Here is a 14,049-nt window from a genome sequence, read left to right as displayed (position 1 = left end):
TTATTTCTTCGCAGTTTCAACGCCATCGTAAGGCGTATAATAATTAGGTGGGAAGCCATTCAGCAGTCGCCAGAGTTCAAACCAGATGGGCACGTCTTCGAGCAGTGCAATGGTATTGGCCCCTGATCCGACCCTGAGGTCTGCAGGCCAGGGATGGTCCTCCTCGTCCGGGGCCAGAAGGACACGGTATTTCCCATTTGGGCTGATAAAGGTTTCTATAGCTACAACCTTCCCTCCATAGGTTCCATAGGATACATTGGGCCAACCGCTGAATACAATGGCGGGCCAGCCATCAAATTGTATGCGCACTTTTTCATCCAGATGTATCAGCGGCAAATCTATAGGGGCGACAAAGGTTTCCACGGCCATGTCGTAATCGGAGGGCATAATATTGACCAGTTCCTCCCCTTCTTTAAAAGTCTCCCCGATACCCGCCATAATCGCTTTGTTTATAAAGCCATTCTGGGGTGCGCGGATGTAATACATCTCCGAGCGAAGCTCATAATTTGCCCGCTCGTTTTCAAGCTTGGTCACCTGGGCTTCGGAATCAAATTGAGAAGACTGGGCTGTAAATAAATCGCTCTGTGCTTTTGAGACCTTATCCGTATACTCCGCCTGTACCCTTCCGATTTCCATCTCGGCATTCAAAACCTCGTTCTGACTGGCCAGTAATTTATTCTTTTGAGAAATAAGCTTGGCCTGTGTTTCCTGGAGTTTCAGGCGCTTTGCCTCCACGTCTGTTACCGCCTTCAGTCCTTCTTCCTGTAGCTGGGTCGTACGGTTGTACTGCCGTTCTGCAATGGCAATATTGGTTTTGGCAGCTTCAAGATCGATACTATCGCTCTGTACTTTAAGTTTTGACTGAAGAAGTTTGTTTTTTGCCTGCTCCAGCTTTAGCCTTCGTTCATTTTCCAGAGCGCCAATCTGATTCTCAAGGGCGCGGACTTTCTCCTCATAGGAGAACACAGCCCTGTTTTTGGCATCGATTTGCAGCCCGGTCCGTTCAATCAGTCTGGGGTCAAAATACTCGTTCTTTACTTCAGAAATAAAGAGAATCGTGTCCCCGGCAGCTACAAAATCCCCTTCCCGCACATACCACTTTTCCAGACGACCTGGTATGGGCGACTGAATGGTTTGTGGGCGTTGATCGGGATTCAAAGTAGTCAGGTATCCGGCTCCTGTAATATTCTGAGTCCATGGCAGAAACAATACCACTAGTGTAATGATCGCAGAGGCCAGAAGGAATCGGTTGAAATACTTGTAGTGCCTTCTGTGGAATACCTTCTGTGCAGCTTCAAACCGCATAAGGTCTACCTTTTCGTTCAATTTAGTTGGCGAGATATTAAGCATTTCCGTTTTCGTTTAGAATCTTACCGTCTTCAATATATATCACCCTCCCACAGCGGGAAGCCCAGCGCTCGTTTTCACTCACGACAATCAGGGCCCAGCCATTGGAAGAATCCGTCAGGAAATCCATGACTTCATTCGCTTCATCAGACCTAAAATGATCCAAAGGATCTTTTAGCAACAAGAGTTTAGGTTTGCGCAGAATACTCCGGGCGAGTACCAGCTTTTTGCCTACAGTAAACGGGATTTGTTTTCCTTCGGGATACAAAACCGTATTCAGACCCATGGGCTGCTCTTTTACAAAGGAAATCAGCTTCGTCTTCTCAAGTGCCCAGTATACCTGCTCCATTGTGATACTCTTGTCCCCGAAGGTCAGGTTTTCCAGTATGGTTCCTTCAAATGGGGTTTCCTCTGGCAGGGATTTGCCCAGATGGGAGCGATAATAATTCAAGTTCACTCCTTTAAGGGAGACCTCATTGATAAAGATTTGTCCGTCGTCCGGTTCCAGGATTGCCGCGATGAGGCGAAGCAGGGTCGATTTTCCGGATCCTGAAGATCCTTTAAGCAAAATCGTACAGGTTGGCGATATTTCCATGTTTATCCCGTCGATAATCCTTTTCTGGCGCCCCGGAATGTTATAGCTTACATCCTTGAGCTCCACAAAAAATCCCTGACCATCTTCAAAGGGCTTTTCACCCCCAACAGGCTCGAGTTCCTTATCCACAACCTGTCCCAGTTTTTCCAGGGAAGTGAGCAAATCATAAAAGGTCTCAAGGCCAAGGATTAGCTTTTCCACAGAACTGATTACCAGAAGGATGATGATTTCCGCAGCGACAAATTGCCCGATATTCATCTCCTGATTCAGAACCAGCAAACCACCGATGAGCAAAAGTCCGGCAGACACAAGGACTTTAAACCCGATCATTTGCACAAATTGGATCACGAGGATTTTAAAATGGCTTTCGCGGGCATCCAGATAGGAACTTACAAGGGCATCGTTCTTGTCTATGGCAAGCGATGTTTTACCGGATAATTTAAAACTGACGATACAGCGGGCAACTTCTTCAATCCAGTGGGCTACCTTGTACTTGTTCTTGGATTCATCCAGGCTTGTCTGCAGCCCGCGCTGAAAGGTGTATTTAAAGACGATATAGATCAGCAATACGAGCAACAACCCATAGATGATAAAAAACGGATGGTAAAAAGAAAGTAAAAGCAGACCGAAGATTATCTGAAGGAGGGCCGCTGGAAAATCCACAAGTATTTTAGCCAGTGACTTCTGTACCGTAAGGGTATCAAAAAATCGATTGGCGAGTTCGGGCGGATAGTAATTCTGGAGCTCATCCATCTTGATCTTGGGAAATCTATAGGCGAATTCAAAAGAAGCCCGCGTAAAGATTTTTTGTTGCAAATTTTCAATAATCCGTATCTGCATCAACTGAAGGAGTCCTACAAAAGCGACCCCTAGAGTTACCAAAACCACGAGGACAATCCAGGAGGTACTCACCTGGGCTCCCTGGATAAGGTTGATAATCGCCTGTATCCCCAATGGAAGCGATAAGTTGACCAGACCCGCGAATATGGCGTAGTAAAAGACCTGAAGGACATCTTTCTTTTCGAGAGTCAGCAAGCCAATTAACCGCTGCCAGGCTGTAAGTACTGTTTTAATCATCGATTTGTACGTTTAGGGAGGTAAATACCAGGTGCCTGAAAAATACATACAGGGATTCATTATCCCTGCAGTCTGTAAGTGATGGGAAATGCTCCATAAGAAAATACTGGTGCATGGCTCCTTCCAGCACAGAACTTGCGAGGCTGGCCGGATAGGGATAGTTGGGTTTTAAAGTCCATATCATATCCCGCAGTCTGCCGACCATGCGTTTATAAATTTCAAAATAGCCTTCTTTGTTTTCCCGGTCTACTTCCTTGGTCAAAAAAGATTTGGAGTATTCATTGATCAATATCTGGTACAGGGCGGCCTCATCGATATAGGAAAAAGAGGAGTCCTTTTCAACGGGCTCCGTAATGACCTTGAGTGCCCTTTCCAGTTTAAGGGCCGGATCCTGTATGCTGTTCGTATGCAGGACAAGTTGGTATTCCTTCCACCCCCAGTACCATGAGGTCAGGTAAATCAGGAATTTGTGCTTGTTTTCAAAATAGCGGTAAACGGAACTCTCATTCGAACCAATACGCGTTCCCAGTTTACGGAAGGTGAAGTTCTCGAACCCCACTTCTGAAATAAGCGCGATTCCATGCTGAACGATTCGTTTACCCAGGTCGGAGGATTCAGGGTCCTTGACATAGGTTTTCTCGTTTACTGCAATCTTCACATTGTTGATCAGATGCTTCATCAGGTTAAATTATTCACCCGCAAATATAATAGCATTACTATCATTTGTTAAATGTTTAACTATTATTTAACGTATGCATTGCTATTATTTCTGCGTACGTATCTTTTAATTTCATCGGTTTCCGCCCGATTATACCACAGGAATGAGCAGAAGTCCAGGGTGTTTGGTATCGCCGCCGCCTAGTTTCAGGAATCATTATCTTTATAGAATGGAGAAACACCGTTGCGGCTGGTGCCTGGGCGATCCGCTATATGAGGCCTATCACGATAATGAATGGGGGGTTCCGGTAACCGGGGACCAGAAACTCTTTGAATTTTTGTTGCTTGAAACTTTTCAGGCAGGTCTGAGCTGGATTACGATTTTGCGGAAACGTGAAAACTTCCGAAAAGCTTTTGATGGTTTTGACCCGGTTAAAATAGCGGGGTACGGACCCGATAAGATCGAAGCGCTTCTCGGAGATGCGGGCATCGTCCGAAACCGCTTGAAAGTTAAGGGCAGCGTTACCAATGCCAGAGCCTTTCTCTCGGTTCAGAAGGAATTCGGGAGTTTTAGCGCCTACTACTGGGGGTTTTCAGATGGCAAACCGATTCGGAATCAGGTAACGGATTACCGGGAGGCTCCGGCCACAACCGAGCGCTCCGACCACATAAGCGCAGATTTAAAAAATAGAGGCTTTACCTTTGTAGGAAGCACCATAGTGTATGCGATGATGCAGGCCACGGGAATGGTAAATGACCATGAAATACAATGTTTCAGATATAATGAAAGTTAAAATCGCAGTATTGCTGATCGCATTCCTGAGCCATTCGGTTTCAGCCCAGGTTAAATACGAACGGGAGTTTCGCATTAAGAAATCCCAGTTTCCCGAAGCTTCCTTCCAGATGGCGGCCCCCTATCTCGATGGGGTACGAAAGCTCAGGTTTTACAAGGAAATCGACAGCAGCAACCAGCGTTTCAAAATGAAATTTAAACGTGATAAACTCTATTACAGCCTGGAATTCAGCGACCAGGATGCCCTGGAAGCTATTGAAATTCTCATAGAATCGATCGACATTCCCGAGGATTCTTTTAACGCGATGCAAGCATATTTAAACGTGGAGTTCGCCAATTTCAAGATCCGAAAAATACATCAACAATATCCCAGAAAAGCATTTTCTTCTGCGGAAGAAACATTTAGGAATGCCTTCCAGAACCTCATCTTGGAGGAGATCCGCTATGAACTGCTCGTAGCGTCCAAAACGGCAGATGGGAAATTGGATTATGAAATATTTTTTGATTCCCGGGGACAATTCCTTGCACGCCGGAAGTCCCTACCACCAAATTATGACCATGTGCTGTATTAGTTGAACCGGGATTCCGGTTTTAAAGCAATTCAAGGAAAGATGCCCTTGGGATCTCTTCGGCTCCCAAAGTTCCAAGGTGCTGCGAGTATACCTGGCAATCCACACAGCTGTAGTTCTTTGCCTCTAAATCCTGAACCAATTGTATAAAAGCTACTTTCGACGCATTGGAAACCAAACTGAACATGCTTTCACCACAAAACACATGTCCCAGATCTATGCCGTATAATCCCCCGACCAACTCGGTACCCTCCCAGACTTCATAGGAAATGGCATGGCCCAGGTTGTGTAAGGCCTCATAGGCCTGTAACATGCGTTCGGTAATCCAGGTCCCTTCTTGTTCCTTTCTGTATACCGTGGCGCAATGGGTAATCACCTCCGTAAAACTTCGATTGCGTGTGACTGTGAAACGACCTTTTTGAATGAGTTGTCGCATGCTTCTGGAAACTTTCAGCTTATGCGGGAATAGTACGGCCCTTGGGTCCGGACTCCACCACAGGAGGAGGGAGTCATCACTGAACCAGGGAAAAACCCCGCTGCGGTAAGCCAGCATCAAACGGTCTGTACTGAGATCTCCCCCAACGGCCAGCAAGCCTTCGGAGGTAGCCTGAGAAACCGGCGGAAAAATCAAACTCTGGTTTAAGATGGGAACCGGAATGTGCTGGGATTTCAAATCGCAATTTTTTTAAAATATAATCAACGATCAGGAAAACCACAAACCGGCGAGGTATATCACCCCACCCACAAGCATAAAAAGCATGGTATAGGGCAGGATTTCCCGCGCCTTTAGTCTGGTGATACCCAATAGGGGTAATGCCCAGAAAGGCTGGAGCATATTCGTGAGCTGATCGCCATACGAAATGGCCATTACAGCTTTGGGCAAGGACACCCCGAGTTGTTGTGCTGCCTCGAGAATGACGGGACCCTGAACGGCCCATTGCCCCCCTCCGCTCGGGACAAATATATTTACAAGCCCTGCACTGAAAAAAGTAAAAAGCGGAAACGTCCTTTCTGTGCTAATCGCCACAAAGAAGTCAGAAATCTGGTGGATCAACCCACTTTCGGTCATGATCCCCATGATACCAAAATAAAGGGGAAATTGAATCAAAATCCCTGCGGTATCTCCAATAGCCTCTTGTGTGGCCTGTAAAAAACTCCTGATGCTTCCATGTAGTAGTATTGCCAAACCCAGCATAAAGAAATTGAGCATATCAGGGGTAAGGTTCAGGGATTTGAGTTGCGGAAGGTATTGAACCAGGAAAGCCAGAAAAATCAAAGCTCCGAAGAGTGTAGACAGCACAGGGCTCCGATCCAGACGCTCTGCCCCCGAAGCTTTTGACGTATCCGAGTCAGAAAACGCGTATACCGGGAGGGAAACATGCGTAGGGTTCACTTTGCGCCCAAGGTAATACACCAGACTACTGATTGCGGTGAACACCAGAAAAAATATTATCAGGTTCGGAACACTAAAAATGGTAAGGGAAGTAGGAATGGTTTCGGGATACAGAGAAGCGCCTCCCGCTCCTGAAGCACCTCCCATAAGATTCGCTAAATGGCCCGGTTCTGAAACCTTAATTGGCGCGGAGCCACTTATCCCCCCGTGCCAGATCATCAGGCCAACATATCCGCAAGCTCCAATCAGGGGATAGTTTACAGGTATCTGCTGTTTTTGCGCATATTCCCCAACTTTACGCGCTAAAATCGCTCCAAAAATCAACCCGAGTCCCCAGTTAAAAAAAGAAACCAGCATCGTCGCTGATGCCACCAGAAGCGCTGCGGAAGCTCCATCGCGAGAAAAGGAGGTGAGCCGAATAATGAGGCGCTCCATCGGCTTGCTAAGGACCAGGACATGGCCGAGTACCAGTATTAACATCATCTGATACGCAAAGACCAGAAGTTCCCGGTTCCAAAGACCCTTTTCCCAGGACCCGAGCATGCCCTCCCAGGAGCTATCGGCCTGGGGAAACTTGCCGAAAACAAGTGCCAGGCCCATGGTAACCAATGTCAATATCAGAGCGATGACAAATGGAGATGGGAGGAATCTCCTGAAAACAAGCTCAACGGTGCGTGTCAGGGACATGAAGTAAAACTGTTTCAGATCCGCAGTGGATTGCCAATCTGATTTTCACTGAAATGACCTTAAAAGGGGAGGTCGTCGTAGTCCTCTTCCTTTAAGTTCTCCGCAGGCTCAAAAGCCTCCATTGGTGGTACGGGCGGCATGTTTCCGGCTGTTTCTCCTGCCTGGACAACCTCAATACGCCATCCCTGAATAGAGTTGAAATATTTAGTCTCACCCTGCGGATTTACCCACTCCCGGCCTCTGAGGTTAATGCTGATATTCACTTTCTGCCCAACCTGAAAGTTATTGAGCAAGTCGGTCTTATCCTGAACGAATTCGATCATCAGGTGCTGGGGATACTGCTCGTCAGTTGTCAGTACCACCTCGCGTTTCCTGAATCCATTACTTCCATACGTTTTTGTCTCGTCAATCATCTTGATTGTCCCTTGTACTTCCATGTTTAAATTGCTTTTCTACGTTAAAATTTAGTCTTTAAGTTCTCTGACCCTGGGGCGCTCAATGAACAATCTCAAAGGTCACTGTTGGGCGGCCAGGAGTATTTTCCAGGCCATCTCCACTTGATTCTCCTGAAGGAAGGCCCTGGCTTTTTGATGTATTTGTTGCTGATCTGCCGAACTGAGGATCGCGCGAATTTCAGAATTGCCTTCAAGAAAATCTGCAACAGCCTGTTTTGAAGGTAATCGCTCAAAATTACCTAACATTCCAAGATCGTTTCCCGTGAGCACACGGCTTTTTCGAATGGCTTCCGGTATGGCATCCACACCAACTCCCTTGGCGCTTAATGGTTTGGGAACCTCGAAGAGTCCGTCCACGGAACGGGAGTACCAATTTCCGCCCATCCGCGCTACCAAATCCAATTTTTCCGGATCTAATTTTTCCGATTCCGTGAGCACTTTCCTGTCGATATGCATACGCACCACCCTGGAAAAAATCAAGTTCCCCGCCCCTCCTTCTTCACCTAAAGCCTCAACTTTGGTTACCTGACATTCAAACTGAACCGGGGATTCTGCTACCCTGAAGGGTTGCACCACCTCAGAGGGAAGCATGGTAAAACCTGCCTTGTCGAATTCGTTGATCCCGCGTTCGTATTCCGTGCTCGCCAAGGACATCTGTTGTACCATGGAATAAGAAACGACATTTATAACGACTTCCGGGGTTTCCAGAACGTTCTCCAGGGTGTGTTTGACTGTATTATCCCGAACTCTCCGCGCGGGTGAAAAAATCAATACGGGCGGGTTGGCACTAAATACATTGAAAAAACTAAAAGGGGCAAGATTGGCGTTTCCATCCTTATCTACCGTGCTGGCAAAGGCAATGGGCCTTGGCCCCACTGCCCCGAGCAAATACCCATGCAAATCACGGGTTTCCATTTTCTCTGGGCTAAGGGTGAGGTATGCGTCAGTCATAAGCACAAAGGTATTGAAAACTGCCTGAAAGCAGAAGATCAAAATCACACTTCTCACAACAATTCCATCCAATTTCAGTTATCTTTAATGACAAGAAGAAAGGGGTATGCAAATAAATCCTCCAGGGAAATTTTCGAATGCATTCTTACTGGTCTCCGCCTTTGTCATCGTCAGCCTGATCCTGTGGAACACCAATAGTTTTTTCAGGAAATTCAAGGAAGAAGAACGGCATAAAATGGAGATTTGGGCTACTGCCCAATCCGAGCTGCTCCGTTCCTCAGAAAATCAGGAATTGGGATCCTTACACCTGAAAGTCCTGCAGCGTAATACGACCACCCCGATGATACTGGTGAATGCAGACGGGTCTGTCAAGATCAATAACATGCCAAAGGTTTCACCTGAGGACAGTACGCTTATTCAGAAAAAAATCCGGGATTTTCAGGCCGAAAACAGTCCGATACAAATCGACTACCAGCAGGAACATCTGGCAACCCTGTATTACGGAAACTCCGAGGTACTCAACAAATTGAAGTACTACCCCATTGCACTCTTACTGATCATTTTCCTTTTCGGGGCTGTAATTTTCTTTTTCTTCAAAACAAACAAGGTTTCGGAACAAAACAAATTATGGGCAGGCATGGCCAAAGAGACCGCACATCAGATAGGAACACCACTTACTTCTTTGCTCGGGTGGAATGAACTGCTTAAAAACGAAGCTGTAAATCCGAGGATCACTGCGGAGATCGAAAAGGACATTGGGCGTTTACAGACCATTACCGAACGGTTTTCGCAAATTGGATCCATGCCCAAACTCGAACCCAGGGATATTGTGGCTGAAACCAAGACGGCCTTTGAATACCTGCAGGCGCGAAGTTCCAAACTTGTGACTTTCACATTTCGCACCAAGGTAGTATCTGCCGAGGTAATGCTGAACGAATCCCTTTACCACTGGACGATAGAAAACCTCGTCAAAAACGGGATTGACGCCATGAAGGGTAAAGGTGAGGTCTCCATAGAAATCCTAAAAGGAAGCCAGACTATCAATATCCTGGTCTGCGACACCGGGCACGGAATACCCCGGAAGCAATTTCAGGAAATTTTCAGCCCGGGCTTCACGACAAAAAAAAGGGGCTGGGGCCTGGGCCTTTCCCTTGTAAAACGCATTGTTGAGGAATACCACCAGGGTAAAATAAAGGTGCTCTCTTCCGGAAAGGAAGGTACCGTGATGCAACTCAGTTTTAAAACCTTGAGCTAAAATGGGACGCAGTGAACAGCATATTCTCAGCCAGAATCCGGTCACGAATAATTGTCCGGAATGCTTTAACCAGGACTTAACCCTGACCTTCTATCAGAAACACCTCAGGGGAAATTTGTTCGATCGGATTACCTCTGAATTGAGCCATGAACTCAAATGCAATACCTGCGATACGGTAATCTATCCCGTCAGCTGGACGGACGATATTGAGCGCAGTGTTGAATACTATCAAAAAGCTGTAAAGCCGGAAAAACCCGTAGTCAAGTTCCGTCCCTTGTTCTTTGTAGTGGTGATCCTGGGAATACTGCTGGCTGGCACCCTAATTTACCTCGTTCTCAGAGGAGCTATTTAAGCGCTGACCGGATTTGTGCTGCAATGGCTTCAAACGCCTCAGGATTCAGTGTGGTCTTCCTCTGAAAGGTGGCATCCGCCATTTCCCTTAAGGGGATCAGATGCACATGGACATGGGGCACCTCCAGGCCAATAACCGTCATCCCAACCCTTTGGCAATCCATACTGGCTTCCAAAGCCAGGGCCACTTTCCTGCTAAATCTCATAAGACTGAGATAGGCCTCTGCATCCATTTCAGTAATTTTATCCACTTCTCGTTTTGGAATGCACAGGGTATGTCCAGGCGCATTGGGCTGAATATCCAGGAACGCAAAATTATCGGCGTCCTCGGTAATTTTGTAGCAGGGAATTTCTCCTTCGATTATTCGGGTAAAAATACTGGGCATTATTTTGGGTTATGACTTCTTAAAACTTCCTATCCTTCGTGGTGCATAGACATGTCTCAACCTGGGAGAACTCCACGATTAACGGGAAATTTCCAGGATTTCAAATTTGAGTGTCCCGTTGGGTACCTGAATCTCAGCAACATCCCCTACTTCCTTCCCCAGGAGTCCTTTGCCAATGGGAGAAGTCACAGAAATTTTACCGGCCTTCAGGTCGGCCTCGCTTTCAGCAACCAGGGTGTAGGTCACCTCCATTTTATTCTGTTGATTGCGCAGCCGTACCCGTGAAAGTACAAGAACCTTCGAGGTATCCAGTTGGGATTCATCGATCAGCCTAGCATTGGATAAAAGCTCCTCAAGTTTGGCGATTTTCATCTCCAGAAGCCCCTGGGCCTCTTTTGCTGCATCGTATTCTGCATTTTCGGACAAGTCCCCCTTGTCCCGTGCCTCAGCAATGGCCTGAGATGCTTTGGGTCGCTCCACATCCCGGAGCTGATTCAACTCGTCCTTCAGGTTCTTTAATCCTTCTTCCGTATAATATGAAACCGTACTCATAGTATGCCCAATTAATAAACAGAAAATCCCCATCAATACTTACCAGAGGTGTAAGTTATTTAGAGGATTTATACAAATATAGGTTTTTTTTGCGGAATTTTGCAGGTACCTAAAGCTCTCGCATGTCTGCAAATCGCTTCATATGGCCTGTTCTTTCGCTCCTTATCCTCGTGTGTTGTGACAGTGATACCCAACAGCGAAATCCCTACTTACAGGAATTTGGATTCCGTTTTGAAATCAATCTTGGGCTGCCCACGTACAATCCCCTGACGACTATTGGAAACCCCGTCTATATACCCACAGAAGGTGCCGGGATCCGAGGGGTATTCGTTATGAACACGGGCTTCGATGTATATCGTGCCTTCGAGGCCACCTGTCCCAACCACAGCCCCAATTCGTGTTCCACAATGACCATAGAAGGGCAAAATGCCGTTTGTGCCTGTGAAGATTTTGAGTACAGCCTTTTTACGGGACAGCAGCTCGACCGTCCGGATGACGATAACCGCTACTACGACATGCTGGAATACCGCGCAAGTCCGGGTGGCAACAGCATCATTATTTCCAATTAAGCCAACGCCTTAAAATCGCACTGTGACACCGGCCAGGAAGTTGATGCCGGCCTGCGGATAATAACCCACCCCTTCTACGGTTACGACATTTCCAGGATTACTGAAGTCATCGTCAAACGTATAGAAATATCCATTGGAACTGAACTTAGCATCAAAGATGTTGTTCAGGAGGAAGGTAAAGGCGACCTCTGAAAGCCAGCTGAATGGCTTCAGGCGGTATTGTAAATTAAAATCCGTCTGGCTGTAAGCGTCGAGTTTTGATTTTTCAGCTTCAATATTGCTCATGTACTGTGCTCCGACGTATTTTGTCAGCAAAGCGGCTTGAAGGTTTTCAGTCAGGTTGTACACCAGCCTGCTACCTATTACCACTTCGGGTGAAAAGGCAATTCGGGTATTTCCAAGATTGTTCAGGACCCCGTCCCTCCTGAAAAAGAAGTCCACATTCCTATTCGTGCTTAATGCCAGGTTTGGCTGCCATTTCAATGCCTTGGCCAGTGGCATGTCCACATCGATTTCAAGACCCAGCCTGTAGCTGTCCCCTATATTGGATCGGATCGGAGCCCCGACATCGTTGAGCTCTCCGGTCAGCACCAATTGATCCTTGTATCTCATATAGTAAAGGTTGGCATTGATCCGTGTCTGGTTCTTTAAATAGCGCCACCCCAACTCGTAGTCCTGAAGGCGTTCTGGTTTCGGATTCCCGTTTTCATAATCATTCCTGTTGGGTTCCCGATTGGCCACTGCATATGAGAAATAGAGATTTTGAGAGGGGTTGATCCGATAGGTCAGACCTGCCTTCGGGTTAAAAAATCCAAAGCGATCATCCACCAGACCCGTTTCTTCCCCGTTTGCCTGGTATCGTACTCCCCTGTATTGCATATCCAGAAAGAATTGCCAGTTTTCCTTCAATCGGTAATTTGCTTTAGCAAATACATTGAGGTCATCCTTTTGCGAATCATCCTCGTAGTAGCGATCCCTGGGTTGCAGATCCCCGGAATACTGGGCCCAGATTACTTCGCCAAAATGATCTCCCCAGTACGTATTCCAGCCACCCCCGACAAGCAATTGTAGTGGCCCCTTCTGATAGGTCCCGGAAAAAACAGTCCCATAAAAATCATTGTCGAGCCACCGCCGGCGGGCGTAATCCATAGTACTGATTTCCTCCCCGTTAATGATCGGATTTTCCAGCCCGATAAAACTCAGCTGGGCGTCAGGGGCAAAAAGGATGTTGCTATAGTACCATTCATCTACATATTCCTCGAAAAATCCACGCCCCCTGGTATAATGAAAGGCGATATTGGTCCGAAAAGTCTCCGACCAATCCTGATTCCAGTGCAGTTGGAAATGATCCTGTTTGTAATCATCCACCTGATTGTCGTAATACCCTTCAAAATTCCCGTCCCGGTCGAACTGGATTCCCGCAATGTTGTAACGCCGGTTGGTCTCGATGTTATTATCAACCCCAATCGCGCCGAGCACATCCGGATCAAAGCCGTACCAGGACTGATAGGTTACCTCATGCCCTCCGAATAACAGAGCTTTCACCAGGGTGTTCCCGCTAACATACGCGCCCTGCAGAAAGTAGGAATTCAGATCCGAAGCTGCCCGATCGATGTACCCGTCAGAGGCAATTCTGGAAAGGCGTCCTGAAAATTCGAATGCATCATTAAGCAATCCCGTGCTGAATTTTGCGGTCCCCCGATGGGTATTAAAACTACCCACAGACCCTGTAAATTCCGCGTAGGCATCCTGAGATACCGCATCTGTAAGGATATTGAGACTGGCGCCAAACGCCCCTGCTCCATTTGTGGATGTCCCCACACCCCGCTGCAATTGAAGGCTTTCGGTAGAGGAGGCAAAGTCAGGCATATTGACCCAGAAAGTCCCCTGAGACTCTGCATCGTTGTAAGGGATTCCATTAATCGTGACATTCACCCGTGTAGCATCACTACCCCGCACGCGAATCCCCGTATATCCAATTCCGGCTCCCGCATCCGAAGTAGTTACCACGGACGGAAGGTAATTCATCAGAATGGGAATATCCTGCCCCAGATTTCGCTTCGCAATCCGATCTTTATTCAGGTTGCTAAAAGTGACCGGCGCCTCACGGGTCACCCGTACTGCAGAAACCAGAACCTCATCCAGAACAATCTGTTCCGAGGCTGTGGAATCCTTCTCGGCTTCCTGGGCTGAAATTGAAAACGCAGTTCCGAGTAAGAAAACCAACCAAATTGACTTTTTCATCCGTAATGTATTTACGAATAAAAGGGGCCATCATTCTTCTAGTGATTGAAATTGCTGGCTATTTGCCAACCCGTGCCGAAAGGTGGATGCAACCGGAAACAGGATGCGCACGCTCTCTTAGTTTTCCCTTGGCAGCATTACCTGCCCAGGTTCATCGGGTATATTCTC

General features: G+C 47.1%; 15 protein-coding genes. 5 read left to right on the top strand and 10 right to left on the bottom strand.

Translation table 11 applies throughout. The annotated features are described in order from the left end of the window. Genes QU605_RS07770 through QU605_RS07760 form a run of 3 tightly spaced genes read right to left on the bottom strand, consistent with a single transcriptional unit; the run spans nucleotide 1 to nucleotide 3,698 of the window. Nucleotides 1–1,350, bottom strand: coding sequence for an HlyD family secretion protein (locus tag QU605_RS07770; protein ID WP_289724719.1), 1,350 nt, complete (start codon nucleotides 1,348–1,350; stop codon nucleotides 1–3). After that, nucleotides 1,343–3,019, bottom strand: coding sequence for a peptidase domain-containing ABC transporter (locus QU605_RS07765; protein ID WP_289724718.1), 1,677 nt, complete (start codon nucleotides 3,017–3,019; stop codon nucleotides 1,343–1,345). The genes QU605_RS07770 and QU605_RS07765 overlap by 8 nt, the downstream gene beginning before the upstream one ends. Beyond that, nucleotides 3,012–3,698: a TetR/AcrR family transcriptional regulator gene (locus QU605_RS07760; RefSeq protein WP_289724717.1), complete on the bottom strand. Its 687-nt coding sequence runs from the start codon at nucleotides 3,696–3,698 to the stop codon at nucleotides 3,012–3,014. Before QU605_RS07760 ends, QU605_RS07765 begins: the two co-directional genes overlap by 8 nt. Before the next feature lie 208 nt (nucleotides 3,699–3,906). On the opposite strand from QU605_RS07760, the gene QU605_RS07755 reads away from it, so the two are divergent. Then, nucleotides 3,907–4,470: a DNA-3-methyladenine glycosylase I gene (locus QU605_RS07755; RefSeq protein WP_289724716.1), complete on the top strand. Its 564-nt coding sequence runs from the start codon at nucleotides 3,907–3,909 to the stop codon at nucleotides 4,468–4,470. Further along, the gene (locus QU605_RS07750) at nucleotides 4,460–5,041 is read left to right on the top strand and encodes a hypothetical protein (RefSeq protein ID WP_289724715.1); all 582 of its coding nucleotides are present in this window, start codon (nucleotides 4,460–4,462) and stop codon (nucleotides 5,039–5,041) included. The genes QU605_RS07755 and QU605_RS07750 overlap by 11 nt, the downstream gene beginning before the upstream one ends. Nucleotides 5,042–5,060: 19 nt before the next feature. On the opposite strand, the gene aat is transcribed toward QU605_RS07750, so the two are convergent. From aat to QU605_RS07730, 4 genes are all read right to left on the bottom strand, one after another. Next, entirely contained in the window at nucleotides 5,061–5,711 is a 651-nt protein-coding gene (gene aat, locus QU605_RS07745) for a leucyl/phenylalanyl-tRNA--protein transferase (protein WP_289724714.1), read from the bottom strand. A gap of 30 nt (nucleotides 5,712–5,741) precedes the next feature. Then, entirely contained in the window at nucleotides 5,742–7,118 is a 1,377-nt protein-coding gene (locus QU605_RS07740) for a short-chain fatty acid transporter (RefSeq protein WP_289724713.1), read from the bottom strand. Nucleotides 7,119–7,177: 59 nt separating this feature from the next. Then, a complete protein-coding gene (locus QU605_RS07735) occupies nucleotides 7,178–7,555 on the bottom strand; it encodes a DUF3127 domain-containing protein (RefSeq protein ID WP_289724712.1) in 378 nt (125 codons plus the stop codon). Between the two features lie 78 nt (nucleotides 7,556–7,633). Next, complete coding sequence (locus QU605_RS07730) at nucleotides 7,634–8,524, bottom strand: flavin reductase family protein (RefSeq protein WP_289724711.1); 891 nt, start codon at nucleotides 8,522–8,524, stop codon at nucleotides 7,634–7,636. 106 nt (nucleotides 8,525–8,630) lie between these two features. Between QU605_RS07730 and QU605_RS07725 the strand changes: the two genes are divergently transcribed. Then, nucleotides 8,631–9,779, top strand: a complete 1,149-nt coding sequence (locus QU605_RS07725) for a sensor histidine kinase (protein WP_289724710.1) — start codon at nucleotides 8,631–8,633, stop codon at nucleotides 9,777–9,779. A 1-nt stretch (nucleotide 9,780) separates the two neighbouring features. Then, complete coding sequence (locus tag QU605_RS07720; protein ID WP_289724709.1) at nucleotides 9,781–10,131, top strand: hypothetical protein; 351 nt, start codon at nucleotides 9,781–9,783, stop codon at nucleotides 10,129–10,131. Here QU605_RS07720 and QU605_RS07715 read toward each other — a convergent pair. After that, on the bottom strand, nucleotides 10,124–10,516 hold the full coding sequence (locus QU605_RS07715) for an HIT family protein (protein WP_289724708.1): 393 nt from the start codon (nucleotides 10,514–10,516) through the stop codon (nucleotides 10,124–10,126). The genes QU605_RS07720 and QU605_RS07715 overlap by 8 nt on opposite strands. Before the next feature lie 78 nt (nucleotides 10,517–10,594). Beyond that, the gene (greA, locus tag QU605_RS07710) at nucleotides 10,595–11,068 is read right to left on the bottom strand and encodes a transcription elongation factor GreA (protein ID WP_289724707.1); all 474 of its coding nucleotides are present in this window, start codon (nucleotides 11,066–11,068) and stop codon (nucleotides 10,595–10,597) included. Nucleotides 11,069–11,190: 122 nt separating this feature from the next. Here greA and QU605_RS07705 point away from each other — a divergent pair, with 122 nt between their 5' ends. Further along, nucleotides 11,191–11,637 carry a Rieske (2Fe-2S) protein gene (locus tag QU605_RS07705; RefSeq protein ID WP_289724706.1) on the top strand — a complete coding sequence of 149 codons (447 nt, stop codon included), beginning with the start codon at nucleotides 11,191–11,193 and terminating at the stop codon, nucleotides 11,635–11,637. 9 nt (nucleotides 11,638–11,646) lie between these two features. On the opposite strand, the gene QU605_RS07700 is transcribed toward QU605_RS07705, so the two are convergent. Beyond that, complete coding sequence (locus QU605_RS07700) at nucleotides 11,647–13,881, bottom strand: TonB-dependent receptor (protein ID WP_289724705.1); 2,235 nt, start codon at nucleotides 13,879–13,881, stop codon at nucleotides 11,647–11,649. Nucleotides 13,882–14,049 lie beyond the last annotated feature (168 nt).

Source organism: Robiginitalea aurantiaca, assembly GCF_030380815.1.
Lineage (GTDB): Bacteria > Bacteroidota > Bacteroidia > Flavobacteriales > Flavobacteriaceae > Robiginitalea > Robiginitalea aurantiaca.
Note: the sequence above shows the minus strand (reverse complement) of the source record. Positions and strands in the feature narration are given on the sequence as shown.

Excerpts from the sequence above, each read along its gene's own strand:
- QU605_RS07770 (WP_289724719.1), bottom strand. The coding sequence starts at position 1,350 with ATGCTTAATATCTCGCCAACTAAATTGAACGAAAAGGTAGACCTTATG.
- QU605_RS07765 (WP_289724718.1), bottom strand. The coding sequence starts at position 3,019 with ATGATTAAAACAGTACTTACAGCCTGGCAGCGGTTAATTGGCTTGCTG.
- QU605_RS07760 (WP_289724717.1), bottom strand. The coding sequence starts at position 3,698 with ATGAAGCATCTGATCAACAATGTGAAGATTGCAGTAAACGAGAAAACC.
- QU605_RS07755 (WP_289724716.1), top strand. The coding sequence starts at position 3,907 with ATGGAGAAACACCGTTGCGGCTGGTGCCTGGGCGATCCGCTATATGAG.
- QU605_RS07750 (WP_289724715.1), top strand. The coding sequence starts at position 4,460 with ATGAAAGTTAAAATCGCAGTATTGCTGATCGCATTCCTGAGCCATTCG.
- QU605_RS07740 (WP_289724713.1), bottom strand. The coding sequence starts at position 7,118 with ATGTCCCTGACACGCACCGTTGAGCTTGTTTTCAGGAGATTCCTCCCA.
- QU605_RS07735 (WP_289724712.1), bottom strand. The coding sequence starts at position 7,555 with ATGGAAGTACAAGGGACAATCAAGATGATTGACGAGACAAAAACGTAT.
- QU605_RS07730 (WP_289724711.1), bottom strand. The coding sequence starts at position 8,524 with ATGACTGACGCATACCTCACCCTTAGCCCAGAGAAAATGGAAACCCGT.
- QU605_RS07725 (WP_289724710.1), top strand. The coding sequence starts at position 8,631 with ATGCAAATAAATCCTCCAGGGAAATTTTCGAATGCATTCTTACTGGTC.
- QU605_RS07720 (WP_289724709.1), top strand. The coding sequence starts at position 9,781 with ATGGGACGCAGTGAACAGCATATTCTCAGCCAGAATCCGGTCACGAAT.
- QU605_RS07715 (WP_289724708.1), bottom strand. The coding sequence starts at position 10,516 with ATGCCCAGTATTTTTACCCGAATAATCGAAGGAGAAATTCCCTGCTAC.
- greA (WP_289724707.1), bottom strand. The coding sequence starts at position 11,068 with ATGAGTACGGTTTCATATTATACGGAAGAAGGATTAAAGAACCTGAAG.
- QU605_RS07705 (WP_289724706.1), top strand. The coding sequence starts at position 11,191 with ATGTCTGCAAATCGCTTCATATGGCCTGTTCTTTCGCTCCTTATCCTC.
- QU605_RS07700 (WP_289724705.1), bottom strand. The coding sequence starts at position 13,881 with ATGAAAAAGTCAATTTGGTTGGTTTTCTTACTCGGAACTGCGTTTTCA.